The following is a 15,988-nucleotide window of genomic DNA, read 5'->3' on the forward strand; positions in this document are numbered from 1 at the left end:
TACTATGCCTACTTGCCTTGTCATCATGGCGGGCGGAATCGGAACCCGATTTTGGCCCATCTCCAGAAGTAATTATCCGAAGCAATTCCACGACGTTCTAGGCGTGGGAAAAACAATGCTCCAGCAAACTGCTGAGCGTTTCGAAGGTATTGTCGCTCCAGAAAATATCTATGTGGTTACAAGCGATGAATTTGCGGGAATTGTTCAAGAACAATTACCGTATTTAAGTCCGGATCAAATCTTAAGAGAACCGCAACGTAAAAATACAGCCCCTTGTATCGCTTACGCTGCCTATAAAATCAGCAAAAAGCACCCGAAAGCTAAATTAATCGTGGCTCCGGCTGACCATGTCATATTAAAAGAGGAGGCATTCAAAGCACGCGTTAACGAAGCATTAGAGGCGGCGAAAGAACCGGTTTTAGTCACTTTGGGCATTGTTCCCACACGTCCTGACACTGGCTATGGTTATATTCAATACCAAGATTCAACGCAAACAGCTAAAACGGTAAAGACCTTCACGGAGAAGCCTAACTTAGAATTAGCGGAGGCCTTTTTAGAGAGTGGCGATTACGTTTGGAATGCGGGACTTTTCGTCTTCGCTATCCCTACGTTCAAACAGGAGTTAACGAAACACCTTTCGCGTCTGGCAGAGCAGTTTGAGGAGGGTCGTGCCTTTTATTATACCCCAGAAGAACCCGAATTTATTCGCAAGGTCTACGCGGTTTGCAAAAGCATTTCGATGGATAATGGCGTAATGGAGAAAGCGCGTGAAGTAAAAGTGATTTTGGCCGATATCGGTTGGTCCGATCTAGGGACCTGGAAGTCTTTACATGAGATTAACGAAAAAGACGAGAAGCAAAATGCGGTGGATGCGAAGGTCATGTTATACGAAACGGAGGATTGCATCATCAAAGCTCCGAAAGATAAATTAGTCGTGATTCACGGTTTATCTAATTACATCGTGGCGGAACACGGTAATGTGTTAATGATTTGTCCAAAAGACCAGGAACAACAAGTGAAGCAGTTTGTGGAAGACGCAACGAAATTAGACTCCAGTTTCAGTTAGGCTTCGATTAACTCAATTAGTGAGTTGAAATCCCAAATAAGTTGAATTCTCGCGGGTACCGGCTCAGCACTGTGCAAGACATTATAACCCGTCAACAAAATTTGCGCATCCGGTAAATGCTGATCTAGTTGAAGCAGGTAATCATGCATCACGTCTTGGGAGGGTTCGGTCGTAAACACGCTGAACACATAATCTGGCTGGTGTATTTCGTAGGCCAAACAAAGTTCATCGAAAGGGAGTGACTGCCCTAAGTAAACTGCTGAATGCTGGCGAGCACGGATTAAATAACTCGCAAATAATAACCCAATTTCATGTAGCTCTCCTTCTGGTAAATAAAGCAAAAACTTTTTCGCGCCTGGCTTCGGCTTTGCCATCTGAGAATCGATGGCAGAGATGATTTTTTGGCGAATTAAGTGGGTGATGAAATGCTCTTGTGCAGGACCGACTGAACCCGAGAGCCACAAGGTACCTAAACGCGTTAGGAAAGGATAAATAACGCGAAGCATGTAGTTCTCAAAACCGTAAGTGTCCGTAATGATTTGAGTCAATTCTTGAAAACGGTACTCATCTAAATCCATCATGGCTACCGTCAGGGCCTGAATATGCTCTGGGAAATCTAATTCGCCACCAGATAACTGAAGGATTTTTTCAGAAACCTCTGCTTCGGTTAACTCCGCAATTTTAGATATTTTAATTCCTCCCTTGTTTTGAAGGGTGGCGATATTCAAAATACGTTTCAGATCAGTGTCCGTGTAGGTCCTGATACCTGTCTCTGTTCGAGTGGGTTGAAGCAAATGGTAGCGCTGCTCCCAAATACGAATCGTATGGGCTTTTATACCGCTAAAATTTTCTAAATCCTTTATCGAGTAGACATTCATCTCCTTGTTAACATCCGAGTTGAAAAAATGTTTACGAATTAATTTGAAGAAGTAGCCAATGCCCTAAAAAGAACAGGAACTGCAAGGCCGCAATTAGCCTAAAAAGGCTTGATTTAGCCGGGAATGGCGTATTTTGATAGGCCAAATGAAAGAAAAAAGAAGCCATCCACCACGCAATAAAATTCTGCGCAGGCACTTGAACTCCTGCCCAAGTCCAGAAATCGAAATGTACCGCGACCGGCTCAATTAAGAAATCAAGTGCGGTCATCAATCCTGCTCCAATGGCAGCTTTACTAATTTTACCGGCTATGTTCCACTCCTCCACTAACGCGCTCGTGGCTAATAAAAGCACCAGCCAATTCAGGCCTATGGTTAAGGGCACTTTCAACACTTGAAAACCTAAAGTCTTTCCATAGGAATAAACCCCAAAAATTTTACCCGTTCTCACCCCTTGTACCTCTAAAAACCAGGCAGATACCGCGACAATGGCAAGAAAAAGGTAGGCTTGAAAAGAAGGTTTGGGGAAATAGACCACACAAATAAAGGCGGTAAACCAAAGCGTCAAAGGTACTAAAGACGTAAATAGGGCTGCTGTTACAGGCAAATGCATACCGATTAAACCAGCTGCATAAAGGACAATCAGGAAACGTTTTAGAAATACAGGATTCATGCGATCATTTTCTACACAAATGTAGAGAAAAATAACAAAAAATGCCCCAGCATTTCTACTGAGGCATTTTGGGCGGATGATGGGATTCGAACCCACTACCCCTGGTACCACAAACCAGTGCTCTAACCGAGTGAGCTACAACCGCCATTTGGGACTGCAAAAATACGCAAAGCTTCCAATATTGCAAAAGAAAGCCGAAAAAAACGGGAGAATTTTCATCCTCCCGCTTCTCCTCTTATTTCTGAGCAGCTAAATAACGCGCTTCCGCTTTGTTCCAGTCTACTACGCTCCAAAATGCGTCGATGTAATCTGGACGCTTGTTTTGGAATTTCAAATAGTATGCGTGCTCCCACACATCTAAACCGATCACCGGAAAACCTTTCACGTCAGCCACATCCATTAAAGGATTATCTTGGTTCGGTGTGCTTGAAACCGCTACTGAACCATCTTTTTGTGCCACTAACCAAGCCCAGCCTGAACCGAAGCGAGTTAAACCTGCTTTTTTAAATTCTTCTTTAAACGCATCAAAAGAACCGAATTTCGCATCGATTGCTTTTGCTAACGTGCCTACTGGCGCACCTCCACCGTTTGGTGATAAGATATTCCAGAATAAATCGTGGTTAAAGTGACCACCACCGTTATTACGAACTGCTGGTGATAATTTAGAGATAGAAGTGAATAATTCTTCCAAAGACTTTCCTTCTAATTCCGTTCCAGCTACCGCTGCGTTCAAATTCGTCACATACGCATTGTGGTGACGATCGTGGTGGATTTCCATCGTTAATGCGTCGAAATGCGGCTCTAGCGCATTATTTGCATAAGGTAATGGGGCTAATGTAAATGACATAGTATGTAATTTAAATGGTGAATTGAATGTTAAAATAAATGGTGAATGGTAAATGGTGAATGGAGGTGATTCATTTACCATTCACCATTTACCATTTACCATTTTGTTAGCGTCTCATGGAAAAGAACTCCTTCAGCAGTTGTTCTGATTCATGTGCTAAAACACCCCGAACAATTTCTGTCTTCGGGTGCAAAATTTTATTTCCAATTTTTTCAAATCCGCGCTTCTCTTCTGAAGCACCGAACACTAATCGTCCAAGTTGTGACCAATAAATGGCTCCGGCACACATCAGGCAGGGCTCTAACGTCACATACAAGGTGCAATCTTTCAAATACTTGGCGCCGATGGTTTGGGCGGCAGAGGTGATTGCTAGCATTTCAGCATGAGCGGTAACGTCTGTCAAAATCTCGGTTTGGTTGTAAGCTTTCGCCACAATCTTACCTTGACAAACCACCACAGCTCCTACTGGAATCTCTTCTTCCTCTAATGCTCGCTCCGCCTGTTTCAGCGCGAGACTCATATAATATTCATCCTCGTTTGGAATCATAGAACGTCAACTAATTTTGTCAAGCGATTTCGCAAGTAAAAATCTAATAACACGATAGCTGACATGGCCTCCACAATAGGTACGGCGCGAGGCACTACACAAGGATCGTGACGACCTTTGCCAGATACAACAATCTTCTCGCCAGAATTGTTCAAACTATCCTGATCTTGCATAATCGTGGCCACTGGCTTGAATCCAACTCGGAAATAAATAGGTTCTCCATTCGAAATTCCGCCTTGAATACCTCCTGAATGATTCGTCAAAGTACTTACTTTACCCGCTTCATCTTTCACAATAATATCGTTGTGCTGAGAACCGCGTAATTCGACGCCATCGAACCCAGAACCATATTCAAAGCCTTTCACGGCATTGATGCTTAACATCGCCTTGCCTAATTCCGCATGTAGTTTGTCGAAAACAGGCTCGCCTAAACCAACCGGGCAACCCGTGATGTAGGCAGAAACGACACCTCCTACGGAGTCGCCTTGCTTGCGAATATCATCAATGTAGGTGAACATTTCCTCCGCTAATTTTGCGTCTGGACAACGCACAGCGTTTGTTTCCGCTACCGCTAAATCTAATTGTTCAACTGGAGTCGTTAATTTCAAGGTGCCTACTTGCGAAACGTAGGCAGTAATTTTAACTCCTAATTGTTGTAAAACTAATTTGGCCAAAGCCCCAGCCGCCACGCGCGCCACTGTTTCTCTCGCTGAACTGCGGCCACCTCCGCGGTAATCACGAAGGCCATATTTTTCTTGGTAGGTAAAATCAGCGTGTGAAGGACGGAATTGATCCGCGATATGCGAATAATCTTTCGAACGTTGATCACCATTCCAAACCAACATCGCGATCGGGGTTCCCGTCGTTTTCCCTTCAAAAACACCCGAAACCACTTCTACTGAATCCGCCTCTTTGCGTTGAGTAGTAATGCGGGACTGACCCGGTTTGCGGCGATCTAATTCGGATTGGATAAAATCCAGATCAAAATCTACACCTGCCGGACATCCGGTTACGACCACGCCCACCGCTGCGCCATGCGACTCACCGAAGGTACTTATTTGAAATATTTTACCGTAAATGCTACCCATACTGTTATTTTTTGGCCTTAAGTATCAAAAAGAAAAGCCAGAGTAAAACCAGCCCTAAAAAAGCATTAAAAATCTGTTTCCAATCAATCCAACGATAATCAATCACTTTATCTGCTGCCAGCTTTTCTATTCCGCGATACAACAACATCGACTCTGACTGTGTATTCAAAACCAGATCCGATGGCTGACCACTGACCTCTAGCATCGCCTCAGAACGTAAGGTGTCGTAGGCGGCCGTGCGGGTATTAAAGTAGATCCAATTAAAATAGGATTTCAGTGCAAATTTACCCGGTTGCGACGGAATTATCAGTATTTTCTCTGTTTTATTCCCTAACATTTTATCACCGTAAGGAAAAACGGAGCTTTGGGTACTGAGGTGGAAAAAATTCAAAAAGTAATCCGACTCCGTTTGTTTCGCCTCCCACAGAATACTATTCCCGTCACCAATCACGCTAGATTCATACCGAATCGTATCCCCTGTTTGCACCTGACTCCTCGATACTTTTTCTTCTAAACGGAAATCTCCCACCGGCACTTTGCCTTTTAAGGGATGATTGGGCAATTCTTTCGGGCTAATGACGAAAGGCTTTGAGGTGAATACCACTTTCTCGGTGTTCTTTAAAAGCTGTAAACTCAATGCCGGAATGACGATCTTTTTTGCATCGAGCGCAAAATAGGTAGACTGAAAGAAGCGGTATTCGGTGTATTTTTTATTCTTGTATACCACCTTCGAGACCTTCACTTCCTGTAATCCAAAACTTTCTTCCCAGCAGTTCTTCGGTCTAATTTTCTGAATCAATGCAGGAATTTGGATATCATTTCGGTCAAAACTGTAGCGTGTCACATTATCATCCGGAATGAACAATGAGAACTTTAAGGTGAAACCCTGCCCCACAAAAGGTTGAATTTGCGTGGAGGTGACGGCTAGAAAGAGGGAGTTTTGGCCTTTGAAGAGGTCCTCGATTTGGGCTTTTGTTTCTTCTACTACCTCTTCTTTTTGCTCTGATGGACTGACCTGCAAGGCAAATCCCTCCGTTTTTAAGGATTGCTGATTCACAACTACCTCAGCAGGAGGAATGAGCAAGGACCCAGGATTAGCGGCTTGGTAATATTGAGAATAGGTAAAGAAGTAAATGGGCTCTCCGTTTTGAATTTCCGTGGCTTTCGAACGCGAAACGCCTAATTTACGCAAGCCGGGTAATTCCGGAAACTTGTAAACAGGAGCCTCGATGGTCGCATTCGTAGATTTAATGACAAAAGATAGTGAAAAATTTTCTTCGAGCGTAAACGACTTCTCCCCTACAATTAAGGAAGCTTGTCCATGCACTTGCTGTAAAGCAAGCATCATCCCAAAGAAGAAAAAGAAAATCCGTCTCATTTCTGCAATTTAAGAAATTCGGGAGTCTTTGCCTTATGAATTAGAAAATTCGAAGGCGAAAGGAAAGGCCTAAGGCAAAATAATACTCCTCAGGACGGGTGAAGCTTTGGCCAGCTGATATATCTACTTTCAGATCCTCATTCAAATAATAGGCGAAACCGCCATCAAACGAATGATCCGCATCGGGTGATTCTGGAAATCTACCAAAAACCTCCACATAAGCATAGCCTTTCTTCCCGATCAACATATTAGGCGCCACGCGATAAATCCCTTCAAAAGATCCATTTGAATGAAATTCCGTGCCTAGATTATAGCCAATCCCGAAGCGATCACTTAGGTCATTTTGAAAGGTAAACACCGCATCGCCGATCGAATGACCTCGCAAGTTTTTTTCAGAGAAATCCCGGTTTTGGTGATCCCAATTGTAGTGCACGATAACAGAAGTTCGGGGACGCCACTTCAAAGGCTCGAGCAAGGCAAATTTGAAGCCTAGCGCTTGTGTTTGAAATCGAGTCACCTGATCTTTCTCTTTAGAGAGCACGGAAACATAGCGCAGCTCTAAACGCTTTGTGAGACCAATTTTGAGAAGAGAAGTGGGAAATAGGGTTTCTGCCGGGGACTGATTAAAGCCCATTTCTGCCTGAAAATACCCCTTTTTAACGATGAAGGGGCATTCTGTTTGATCTGGACGATCCGTCTCAATTCGACCTACGGACTGCGCGTACAGGCCTAAAGGAAAACAGAAAAGGAGAATGATTCGCAGCAGCATGTGCGAAGTTAGTAATTTTTAGCCTAGTCTAAAAATTTATTTAGAAGAACCTTTTATGGTAAATCCAAGCGCCCCGTAGAATTCGGCGAAAAAAATGGATTGCTCCGCATGATCAACCGAACGACCCGTCGTGCGAATATCGATTAATTTCGTTGCTCCCGTTTTCACAGTAGTCTCGAAAAACAATAATTTAGAAAGATTGAATTTTAATCCCGTCTTCAAGGAAGCACCTCCGCCGGCGAGATTCCAAAAATTGTTTTGGCCTACACCGAACACATGTACATCTGAACGCGGCACCAAAGCACCTATGCCTACCCCTTGCATCCAATCGATGGCAAATTGACCTTTCGGACTTTGGAACAACGAATTATGGTGTTCCAGCTCAATAGAGGCATAATTATAGCCATCCGTATGTTCTAAGTGAACAAATTTAACCGGATCTAAAACGAGCGGATTTTGACTAAATGTCCCCACATAGGCCGGATCCACGGTGATCGCTGGCGACGAGGTTTGCGCATTAATGTATCCATTCACTTTCACCGTTTGACCATCATTCACCACATATTTCATGTGATCCCAACCAATGCTAATGGATAAATTGTCTTTGATAAAATAGCCCGCATGAAAATTAAACTGTGGAATACTCAAAAGACCCGGATCCACATAGGTTTTAAATTCACGTAAGGGAGTAGGTGCATCCGATGCTTTCGCGTCTAGAAGCGTAAAATCATATCCAGGGCCCACAAAACGAATATCCGAATTCGCATAGCTAGAGCGATTATATCCCCAAGTCAGATAATAAGAGCCTTTTTTATTCGTTTGTTGAGAAAACGATGCAACACTGATTGAGCTTAACAGGAATAAAAATAGGACTTTTTTCATTTTTTGGTTCTAAAATTCAAGCTGCAAAGTTCAGCATTTTTTAGCTGTTTTATATACCAAAAACTTGATTTTCATCAGAAAATAGGAGAGCCATAACTATAATTCCCTCCCTTTGCCGTAAATTGCATCCCGAATTCATTACCATTACCTTATGAGAAAACCATCTGCGAAATTTGAATACAAAACCTTCTCGTTAGGCGAAAAACTAACAGAAGAGCAGAAAGAATACTTCAAGAAGTATGGAGTAATTCAATTCAAGAAATTTATCGAACCTGAAACGGCGGACCTTTTCATTTCGGAATTAGCGAAAATAGAGAAGCAATGGCTGGCTGAGGGCATCGACAAGGTAAAAGGTATCCCGCTTAAATTTGGAAAAGATGTAGCAGGAGAACCGATGATTCAGCGTATGTGCTTTACCAATCAGTACAGCCCCGTGTTAGCCGAATTACTGAAAGACCCACGCTTGCAATTATTAATCGAGCTATTAGCGCCTTACGAGGGTCGCATCAGTGAGGACGAAAAAGATGGTCTTGTATTCAACCATTACATCAATCAAGAGAATTCTAAATTCAGCCAAATGGGCTGGCATACAGATAGCCCCCGCGATTTATTCCTAGGACAAAAAATTCTACCGATGTTAAATGTGGGTATTCACCTGGACAATTGCCCTTCTTCGAATGGTGGTTTACGGGTTTTACCAGGAACTCATACGCAAGGGGTATTGAAATTATTATTTGGCAAAAAACAATTTATCGATCACAAGCCTGATCCTCGTGAAGCGGCTTTTGAGATTGAAAAAGGTGATTTAACTATTCATGATGGTCGTTTATGGCATCGCGTAGAGGTTTCTCCTAATGTAGGTGAAAAATCTCGCCGTCGCGTAATGTATGTTCCGATTATCACCGGAAAATACAAACCGAAAACAGACCAATCGAAGACTCCATTCTATCACCGCTTCGCGAAGGTGGTAACAAAATAAAAAGAGCGGCCCTGCGGGCCGCTCTTTTAGCTTTTAGACTCTAAATAAGACTGGAGTATAATCGTAGCAGAAACCCGATCGACTGTCCCCTTTTCCCTTCGATCCTTCTTCGACATGCCACCCGCAATCATCGCCTGCATGGCGAGTTTCGATGTGAATCGTTCGTCGTGTTCTTCGAGCGGTATCTCCGGAAATTTCTTTCGAAAGCTTTTGATGAAAATGCGAACGCCTGCAGTGGAATCCGTATCGGTGTTATCGAGGTTTTTAGGCATCCCGATCACCACCTGATCAACCACCTCTTTTGCAAAATAGGCTTGGAGATACGCTAATAAAGTATGCGTAGGAACCGTTTCAAGACCATTTGCGATAATCTGCAAAGGATCTGTGACCGCTAAACCCGTGCGCTTTAATCCAAAATCAATCGCTAGTATACGACCCATCTTAGGCTTTTAAATACCCTTTGTCGCGCAGAATCTTATCCAGTAATTTCTTGTCGTTATCGTTATTGAAAACGCTGAAGGGCAAATGCAAGAATTGGTATTTACCCATTTCTAACACATAGGCATCTTTATCCTTGTAAGCCCCTAAAATCATATCCCATTTAATCATTCCACCTTCTTTGTCTGAAAGTTTCATGAAGATTTGGCGGCTATCGATTTCGTAACGGTACTTGTCAAAAAGTTGCTTGTATTGTGCTAATTGTGTGATTCCTGTGAATTGAATTAACCAGAAAAGAATATATCCGATCACACCTACAGCGATAAAAATATAAATCCAGTAGTTTTTATAGGTTCCCGTAAGGTTCAAAGCCACATTCCCTAGCACTAAGGCTAATGGGATGAACGCAAATTTCCATTGGTTCGAGAAAAGTTGACGCATGCACAAACCCACAAACTTATTTTTTTCTAAGGCAAATTTCTTTGTCTTAATGGCTAGAGGATTCGAAGGTGCTTGCATTTGGCGCTGTTGAGCACCGTACATTTTAGACATAATTGAATGATTTTAAACGCTAATTAAGGCGTAAAGGTACGAAAATTGGATAATTTTGGTAATTTTAAAGCGTACAATTTGAATTAAAGCATTCGCTATGTCCGCTAAACAAGTACTTGATGGCCCTGCCCTTCTACAAAAGATCCGTAGAATTGCTTTCCAAATCTATGAGAATAACTTCGAGGAGTCGGAAATTGTTATAGCGGGAATCGTGGGCGAAGGTTTTACGTTCGCGGAAATGCTCTGCGAGGAGATCAAAGGCATTTCGAAGATCAAAGCAATCCCCGTAAAAATTGATTTGAATAAGGAACAACCTTACGAGCGGCCGGTGAAATTCGAAGGTGGTACGGATGCGTTGGAAAACAAGGTTATAATCGTGGTTGACGACGTATTGAATACAGGACGTACTTTTTCGTACAGCCTGGCGCCTTTCTTAAGCATGCATGTGAAACGTATTCAGGTGGCGGTAATTGTGGATCGGAATTACAAGCGTTTTCCTATTTCTGCGGACTATAAAGGATACGAGCTTTCGACCACGCTTTCTGAGCATGTGCAGGTTATCTTGAGTGATACAGCAAAAAGAGGGGTTTATTTAGCTTAGTTTTTCTGCCAAATTTCCCAAGCCTTATCGGCCTGGCCATGCAACATCTCTAATCCGGTGTAGATTCCACCTACTCCATTTTCCAATCCGGCCTTTAAAAAAGCGGTCTCCAATGGATTGTAGACGATATCGTACAAATAATGTTGCTTGTTTAGTAATTCATAGGGGATGGGTGGCTTGTCATCCACTTTTGGAAACATTCCCAACGGTGTTGTATTCACAATTAAACCGATCTCCTCCATCAGTGAAGGCATTGCTTCGTAAGTTACCGTTTCATCCGATGCTTGACGGGAAACCTTGATCACCTCGAATCCCATATCTTCCAAGGCCACAATGATCGCCTTCGCAGCGCCACCTTGTCCTAACACGCAAGCCTTTAATGATCCGAAGTTTTTGAATTTATCCCAAAACTCCACCGTCGTCCGGAATCCCCAATAATCGGTATTATAACCTCGGGTATATCCATCGGGAGCGATTTTAATCGTATTCACCGCACCAATCGTAGCAGCCGCTAAATCGATTTCGTCTAAAAGAGGCATCACGGCCTGCTTGTAGGGAATGGTCACGTTTAAACCTTTTAGATTCGGGTTTGCCGCTAGAATGCCTTTGAATTCTCCGATACTTGGAATCGGAAATTGCTCGTAGGCATGTGTCTGCGAAAGACCTAGCTGATCGAACTTTTCGGTGAAATAAGCTTTGGAAAACGAATGCCCTAGCGGATATCCAATAAGGCCGTATAGGTGAGAGATAGCCATCTTATTTGCGCTTTGTGATCAATCCCCAAACAATAGGCAAAACAGACACGCCCACGATACCTAGGACCACTTTTTCGAAATTTGCTTTCACAAATTCATTTTCTCCTAAGAAATAACCTGCCGCAGAAATACTGCTCACCCACAGGGTCGCCCCTAAAAAGCCGTACAATAAATAGACCGGATACGACATGCGTCCAGCACCCGCTACGAAAGGGGCAACTGTACGTACAATCGGAATAAAGCGGGCAAGGATAACTGTTTTAGGGCCGTATTTGGCATAAAATGCTTCGGTCTCCTCGATATGCTCGCGCTTTAAAAAAAGGACCTTTTCGCGTTCGCGAATGATCCCGCTAAAGTATTTTCCGATGAAATAATTTACCTGATCGCCTAAAAGGGCAGCTCCGATTAACAAGGGAATCACGGTAGCTAGTGATAATTCGCCACTCGCAGCCGCTAATAAACCCACCGAAAATAGTAGGGAATCACCCGGTAAAAAGGGCATCACTACTAAACCCGTTTCTACGAACACGATCAGGAACAAAAGACCGTAGGTCAATGCGCCATGAGCGGCAATGAATTCAGACAAAAAAGTCAAAGGATCTTTTAAGAGATCAAGAAGAAGCTGTAGCATTGAACTTATTTCGTTAAGAAGTGGTCAAACGTATCGCCACGTAATCCTAAACGAATCGTTTCTAATGAAATAACCTCTTGAGGGGCAATATTTCCCACATTTACGTTCGCTCCTACGAGTTTCACGAACCAAACTTGTTGGGATTTCTGCGGTGCTTCCCAGATGATACGCTCCTCTGGAATCTCCGTTAAAATTTCTTCTACTAAACCTTGGCGAACCTCTCCAGATGAACGGAATAGACCCACATTACCTCCCTCACGTGCCTCACCGATCACTTTCCAAGCTCCGGCCTCTAATTCCATACGCATTAATTTGATCCACTTATACGGAGGAATAATTTTCGCTTCGTCCTTTGATCCTACTTCCGAAAGCACAGTTACTTGCGTCGCCAACGTACGAATTAATTCACATTTGATATCAGACTCCATCTCAATTGAACCATCGGATACTTCCGCATATTCCATTCCATATTCATCTAAAACACGGCGGTAATCATCGAACTGACCACGAATGTAAAATGCTTCGAAGAGCGTACCTCCAAAATAAACCGGAATGCCTGCTGACTTATATAAAGCTAGCTTCTCTTTTAAATTAGGAGTCACATAAGAAGTCGCCCAACCTAATTTAACGATATCCGTATAATCTGCGCCTGTCTCTAGGAAATCCTCTACTTGACGAAGACTTAGTCCTTTATCCATCACCATCGTTAAACCTTTTTGACGTGGTTTAGTTGTACGATCAGGAATTTGATTTAAATGATAATTCATATAGTTTATTAATGGATTGGTACGGTTTTGTGCCAAATATCTACAAAAATAAGCATTCCTATTGATAGCCACAAACCTGATTATGCTAGAATCGTTCGTATATTTGTCACATTAAACCTTCCTCAACCATGAAAAAAGGAATATTCTCATTCATTACCCTCCTATTTATTTCCCTTACCTCCTTCGCAAATTCTGGCGTTGATGCCATTTTAGGTGAATGGCTTTCTCAAGAGAAAGACGGCAAAATCATCATTTTCAAGCAAGGAGATCAGTACTTCGGCAAAATATCTTGGGGTAAAACACCCGGTAAAAAAGACACAAATAACCCGGATGAGAAACTGCGTAACCGCGAATTAGTAGGCGCTGTTATTTTAAAGAATTTCAAATTCACGGGATCTGCCTGGGAAAATGGAACGATCTACGATCCCAAATCCGGAAAAACATACGATTGCATTTTAAAAGTAAAAGACGGGAACAAAACATTGGATATTCGCGGTTTTGTGGGTACGCCGATGTTTGGTAGAACTTCTACCTGGTCTCGCATATAATACAATAACCGCCTAAGATGGAACCAAACGAACAAGTACTCGCTTTTTTAAACGAGAATCTGAACAAGAAAATTGCTGATGGCAACCCTGCTCCCATTGGAAAATGGTTAGATGGCACCTTAGTAAAAGCCGAAGCTGGTAAATTAACTGCTGAATTCGTCGTGCGTCCTGATTTCCTAAATCATGCAGGCGTGATTCACGGTGGTGTGATCTCTGCGATGTTAGATGAGATGATGGGAATGACGCTGATTACGGCAAAGATTGATCACTTATATGTGACGATCAATTTATACATCGACTTCTTGTTTGGGGCAAAAGCGAATGAAAAGATTACCGTAACAACGGAGATTCACCGCGTGGGCAAGAAAATTGCGAACGTAGAAGCGAAGTTGCACAATGCGGAAGGCAAATTGTTAGCGAAAGGCGTTAGTAACCTAGCGGCGACTTCGATTCCTTTTTCTTTCTAAGATAATAATTGGTAGACGGCGAAGGCTGATAAGTAGGCCAAAGCCGTCATATAGCCAAACTGGATCAGTGGATATTTCCACGATTTCGTCTCGCGGTAGGTTGTAGCCAGTGTACTCATGCACTGCATCGCAAAAGCATAAAATATCAACAAGGAGAATCCCAGTGCAGCATCGTACATCGGTTTACCCGTAGCTGGATTAATTTCCGCGCGCATCCGGTTTTTAATCGTCGCATTTTCATCATCCACTTCTCCGCCCATACTATATATAGTTGACATCGTTCCCACGAACACTTCGCGAGCGGCGAAAGAGGTAATCAACGCAATTCCGATTTTCCAGTCATAGCCTAGCGGACGAATGACAGGCTCCACAAAGTGCCCAAAATGTCCCGCATACGAGTTCTCTAATTTCTGTGCAGAAATCTTATTCGCTAATTCCACCCCTTGTAATGTCGGGTTTTCTTGACGAACACGCGCTTCTGACTGGGCAATTTTATCCCCCGGACCATAGCTCGCTAAGACCCATAAAACAATCGATATGGCTACAATGATTTTACCCGCTTCGAACACAAAGGCATTCACCGAATTCCAAATAGTCAAAGCCACGTGCTTAAATCGCGGCCCTTTGTAGGTGGGTAATTCCATGATGAAATAACTCTTTTCTTTGGCCTTTAAAATCACCTTCATCACCCACGCAGAAACCAATGCCATGAAGAAGCCTAATAGATAAAGGCCAAATAGGGCTACTCCTTGCAGATTAAACAAACCAAACAGCGTATTCTTCTCCGGCACGACTAAGGCAATTAACACCGTATAAATAGGCAGACGAGCCGAACAGGACATTAATGGTGTCACTAAAATCGTAATCAAACGGTCCTTCCAAGATCCAATCGACCGCGTACTCATAATCGCCGGAACAGCACAAGCCACCCCAGAAATCAAGGGCACTACTGACTTACCATTCAAGCCAAACCGTCGCATCAATTTGTCCATAATGAACATCACGCGCGACATATAACCAGTCTCCTCTAAAAGAGAGATGAATAAAAACAAAAAGGCGATCTGAGGAATGAAAATCAAAACTCCCCCGATGCCCGCAATCAAACCATCCGTTAAAAGAGCAGTCAAAGCCGACTCTGGCAACACCCCTTTTAACCAATCATTCAGTGCCGCAACTCCTCCGTCGATCAAATCCATCGGATAAGTTGCCCAGGTAAATACCGCCTGGAACATCACAAAAAGGATGGCTAAAAAGAACACATAGCCTCCCACGGGGTGCAAAAAGAATTTATCCAAGCGATCCGTCCAAGTTCGAACGGGGGCCGCATCCCATTTGCGGTTCAAATTAATCACGCAACGGTCCACCACTTCGGTGATTTGCTCGTAACGCTTGACCGTTTCCTCCGATTGGTATTTTTTAGCGGAGAATTTATGCTTGTTTTGGATGCCATCGAACTTCTCGCATTGCTGTTTCGAGAACATCTTCATGCGATCATGCTCCATCAACCACAAAAGTGAGCGATAAGGCTCCGCCTCCCCGAATTCAGCTTGAACATCCTGAATAAGATCCTCTGCAATAGGCAAAGGCAAGGCGTCATTGGAAGCAAAACGATTCGCTAGGGTCTTCACCACAGCTAATTTCAAGCCGTTTAGACCGATTCCTCTTTTCGCATTCACCTCTGCCACTTCGACATTCAGTTCACGCGCTAGTTTGATGGAATTGATGACATAACCTTCGTTTTCCGCCACATCAATCATGTTCAAAGCCAGAACCGTCGGAATTCCGAGGTCACGCACCTGGGAGAACAATAAGAGATTACGCTTTAAATTGGATGCATCTGCGACCACGATGGCCATATCCGGAAAATCGGGATGGCTAGGGTCCGCTAAAATATTAATGACTAGTTCCTCGTCGATGGACTTCGGATAAATACTATAGATACCTGGCAAATCTAAAATTTCCACGGGACGTTTGGGCTCTAATTCCCAAATCCCCGTCAGCTTCTCCATGGTTACTCCCGGAAAATTCCCTGTCTTCTGATTCAAACCCGTAAGGGAGTTGAAGAGAGACGATTTTCCTGCATTGGGATTACCAATCAGCGCTATTTTAGGTGTTTTTGCCAAAA

Annotated in this window: 19 protein-coding genes and 1 tRNA gene; 5 read left to right on the top strand and 15 right to left on the bottom strand. The window is 43.3% G+C overall.

The annotated features are described in order from the left end of the window. The first annotated feature begins 4 nt into the window (after positions 1–4). Positions 5–1,066, top strand: coding sequence for a mannose-1-phosphate guanylyltransferase (locus V7S74_RS10320; RefSeq protein ID WP_406778682.1), 1,062 nt, complete (start codon positions 5–7; stop codon positions 1,064–1,066). Here V7S74_RS10320 and V7S74_RS10325 read toward each other — a convergent pair. The 9 genes from V7S74_RS10325 to V7S74_RS10365 form a co-directional block, all read right to left on the bottom strand. Next, entirely contained in the window at positions 1,063–1,944 is an 882-nt protein-coding gene (locus V7S74_RS10325; protein WP_406778683.1) for a MerR family transcriptional regulator, read from the bottom strand. The two genes, V7S74_RS10320 and V7S74_RS10325, sit on opposite strands and share 4 nt — an antisense overlap. A gap of 31 nt (positions 1,945–1,975) precedes the next feature. Continuing rightward, positions 1,976–2,614, bottom strand: coding sequence for a carotenoid biosynthesis protein (locus V7S74_RS10330; protein WP_406778684.1), 639 nt, complete (start codon positions 2,612–2,614; stop codon positions 1,976–1,978). A gap of 71 nt (positions 2,615–2,685) precedes the next feature. Next, positions 2,686–2,759, bottom strand: a tRNA-His gene (locus tag V7S74_RS10335). Between the two features lie 90 nt (positions 2,760–2,849). Beyond that, positions 2,850–3,461 carry a superoxide dismutase gene (locus tag V7S74_RS10340; RefSeq protein WP_406778685.1) on the bottom strand — a complete coding sequence of 204 codons (612 nt, stop codon included), beginning with the start codon at positions 3,459–3,461 and terminating at the stop codon, positions 2,850–2,852. 106 nt (positions 3,462–3,567) lie between these two features. After that, the gene (locus tag V7S74_RS10345) at positions 3,568–4,008 is read right to left on the bottom strand and encodes a nucleoside deaminase (RefSeq protein WP_406778686.1); all 441 of its coding nucleotides are present in this window, start codon (positions 4,006–4,008) and stop codon (positions 3,568–3,570) included. Further along, the gene (gene aroC / locus V7S74_RS10350; protein ID WP_406778687.1) at positions 4,005–5,096 is read right to left on the bottom strand and encodes a chorismate synthase; all 1,092 of its coding nucleotides are present in this window, start codon (positions 5,094–5,096) and stop codon (positions 4,005–4,007) included. Before aroC ends, V7S74_RS10345 begins: the two co-directional genes overlap by 4 nt. A gap of 4 nt (positions 5,097–5,100) precedes the next feature. Continuing rightward, positions 5,101–6,474 carry a BatD family protein gene (locus tag V7S74_RS10355; protein WP_406778688.1) on the bottom strand — a complete coding sequence of 458 codons (1,374 nt, stop codon included), beginning with the start codon at positions 6,472–6,474 and terminating at the stop codon, positions 5,101–5,103. Positions 6,475–6,514: 40 nt separating this feature from the next. Then, positions 6,515–7,243 carry a transporter gene (locus tag V7S74_RS10360; protein WP_406778689.1) on the bottom strand — a complete coding sequence of 243 codons (729 nt, stop codon included), beginning with the start codon at positions 7,241–7,243 and terminating at the stop codon, positions 6,515–6,517. 36 nt (positions 7,244–7,279) lie between these two features. Further along, entirely contained in the window at positions 7,280–8,125 is an 846-nt protein-coding gene (locus tag V7S74_RS10365; RefSeq protein ID WP_406778690.1) for a hypothetical protein, read from the bottom strand. A gap of 151 nt (positions 8,126–8,276) precedes the next feature. Between V7S74_RS10365 and V7S74_RS10370 the strand changes: the two genes are divergently transcribed. Further along, positions 8,277–9,104 carry a phytanoyl-CoA dioxygenase family protein gene (locus V7S74_RS10370; RefSeq protein WP_406778691.1) on the top strand — a complete coding sequence of 276 codons (828 nt, stop codon included), beginning with the start codon at positions 8,277–8,279 and terminating at the stop codon, positions 9,102–9,104. Between the two features lie 26 nt (positions 9,105–9,130). On the opposite strand, the gene ruvX is transcribed toward V7S74_RS10370, so the two are convergent. Both ruvX and V7S74_RS10380 read right to left on the bottom strand, forming a co-directional pair. Beyond that, on the bottom strand, positions 9,131–9,544 hold the full coding sequence (gene ruvX, locus V7S74_RS10375; RefSeq protein ID WP_406778692.1) for a Holliday junction resolvase RuvX: 414 nt from the start codon (positions 9,542–9,544) through the stop codon (positions 9,131–9,133). 1 nt (position 9,545) lies between these two features. After that, positions 9,546–10,094: a YcxB family protein gene (locus V7S74_RS10380; RefSeq protein WP_406778693.1), complete on the bottom strand. Its 549-nt coding sequence runs from the start codon at positions 10,092–10,094 to the stop codon at positions 9,546–9,548. 97 nt (positions 10,095–10,191) lie between these two features. On the opposite strand from V7S74_RS10380, the gene V7S74_RS10385 reads away from it, so the two are divergent. Further along, complete coding sequence (locus V7S74_RS10385) at positions 10,192–10,695, top strand: phosphoribosyltransferase family protein (RefSeq protein WP_395618129.1); 504 nt, start codon at positions 10,192–10,194, stop codon at positions 10,693–10,695. On the opposite strand, the gene V7S74_RS10390 is transcribed toward V7S74_RS10385, so the two are convergent. From V7S74_RS10390 to V7S74_RS10400, 3 genes are read right to left on the bottom strand one after another with little or no spacing between them, the layout of a single operon-like run. Next, positions 10,692–11,450, bottom strand: coding sequence for a shikimate dehydrogenase family protein (locus tag V7S74_RS10390; protein ID WP_406778694.1), 759 nt, complete (start codon positions 11,448–11,450; stop codon positions 10,692–10,694). The two genes, V7S74_RS10385 and V7S74_RS10390, sit on opposite strands and share 4 nt — an antisense overlap. Position 11,451: 1 nt before the next feature. After that, on the bottom strand, positions 11,452–12,081 hold the full coding sequence (locus V7S74_RS10395) for a VTT domain-containing protein (protein WP_406778695.1): 630 nt from the start codon (positions 12,079–12,081) through the stop codon (positions 11,452–11,454). Between the two features lie 5 nt (positions 12,082–12,086). After that, positions 12,087–12,848 (bottom strand): phosphosulfolactate synthase, encoded by a 762-nt coding sequence (locus tag V7S74_RS10400; protein ID WP_406778696.1) that lies wholly within the window; start codon positions 12,846–12,848, stop codon positions 12,087–12,089. 128 nt (positions 12,849–12,976) lie between these two features. Here V7S74_RS10400 and V7S74_RS10405 point away from each other — a divergent pair, with 128 nt between their 5' ends. Further along, entirely contained in the window at positions 12,977–13,396 is a 420-nt protein-coding gene (locus V7S74_RS10405; RefSeq protein ID WP_406778697.1) for a DUF2147 domain-containing protein, read from the top strand. Positions 13,397–13,413: 17 nt separating this feature from the next. Next, the gene (locus V7S74_RS10410; protein WP_406778698.1) at positions 13,414–13,863 is read left to right on the top strand and encodes a PaaI family thioesterase; all 450 of its coding nucleotides are present in this window, start codon (positions 13,414–13,416) and stop codon (positions 13,861–13,863) included. Here the strand turns inward: V7S74_RS10410 and feoB are convergent. Next, complete coding sequence (gene feoB, locus V7S74_RS10415) at positions 13,860–15,986, bottom strand: ferrous iron transport protein B (RefSeq protein ID WP_406778699.1); 2,127 nt, start codon at positions 15,984–15,986, stop codon at positions 13,860–13,862. The two genes, V7S74_RS10410 and feoB, sit on opposite strands and share 4 nt — an antisense overlap. Positions 15,987–15,988: the final 2 nt, after the last annotated feature.

The organism is Aquirufa novilacunae, assembly GCF_045310505.1.
GTDB lineage: Bacteria > Bacteroidota > Bacteroidia > Cytophagales > Spirosomataceae > Aquirufa > Aquirufa novilacunae.

Coding starts and splice junctions, on each gene's coding strand:
- V7S74_RS10320 (WP_406778682.1), top strand. CDS start 5: ATGCCTACTTGCCTTGTCATCATGGCGGGCGGAATCGGAACCCGATTT.
- V7S74_RS10325 (WP_406778683.1), bottom strand. CDS start 1,944: ATGAATGTCTACTCGATAAAGGATTTAGAAAATTTTAGCGGTATAAAA.
- V7S74_RS10330 (WP_406778684.1), bottom strand. CDS start 2,614: ATGAATCCTGTATTTCTAAAACGTTTCCTGATTGTCCTTTATGCAGCT.
- V7S74_RS10340 (WP_406778685.1), bottom strand. CDS start 3,461: ATGTCATTTACATTAGCCCCATTACCTTATGCAAATAATGCGCTAGAG.
- V7S74_RS10345 (WP_406778686.1), bottom strand. CDS start 4,008: ATGATTCCAAACGAGGATGAATATTATATGAGTCTCGCGCTGAAACAG.
- aroC (WP_406778687.1), bottom strand. CDS start 5,096: ATGGGTAGCATTTACGGTAAAATATTTCAAATAAGTACCTTCGGTGAG.
- V7S74_RS10355 (WP_406778688.1), bottom strand. CDS start 6,474: ATGAGACGGATTTTCTTTTTCTTCTTTGGGATGATGCTTGCTTTACAG.
- V7S74_RS10360 (WP_406778689.1), bottom strand. CDS start 7,243: ATGCTGCTGCGAATCATTCTCCTTTTCTGTTTTCCTTTAGGCCTGTAC.
- V7S74_RS10365 (WP_406778690.1), bottom strand. CDS start 8,125: ATGAAAAAAGTCCTATTTTTATTCCTGTTAAGCTCAATCAGTGTTGCA.
- V7S74_RS10370 (WP_406778691.1), top strand. CDS start 8,277: ATGAGAAAACCATCTGCGAAATTTGAATACAAAACCTTCTCGTTAGGC.
- ruvX (WP_406778692.1), bottom strand. CDS start 9,544: ATGGGTCGTATACTAGCGATTGATTTTGGATTAAAGCGCACGGGTTTA.
- V7S74_RS10380 (WP_406778693.1), bottom strand. CDS start 10,094: ATGTCTAAAATGTACGGTGCTCAACAGCGCCAAATGCAAGCACCTTCG.
- V7S74_RS10385 (WP_395618129.1), top strand. CDS start 10,192: ATGTCCGCTAAACAAGTACTTGATGGCCCTGCCCTTCTACAAAAGATC.
- V7S74_RS10390 (WP_406778694.1), bottom strand. CDS start 11,450: ATGGCTATCTCTCACCTATACGGCCTTATTGGATATCCGCTAGGGCAT.
- V7S74_RS10395 (WP_406778695.1), bottom strand. CDS start 12,081: ATGCTACAGCTTCTTCTTGATCTCTTAAAAGATCCTTTGACTTTTTTG.
- V7S74_RS10400 (WP_406778696.1), bottom strand. CDS start 12,848: ATGAATTATCATTTAAATCAAATTCCTGATCGTACAACTAAACCACGT.
- V7S74_RS10405 (WP_406778697.1), top strand. CDS start 12,977: ATGAAAAAAGGAATATTCTCATTCATTACCCTCCTATTTATTTCCCTT.
- V7S74_RS10410 (WP_406778698.1), top strand. CDS start 13,414: ATGGAACCAAACGAACAAGTACTCGCTTTTTTAAACGAGAATCTGAAC.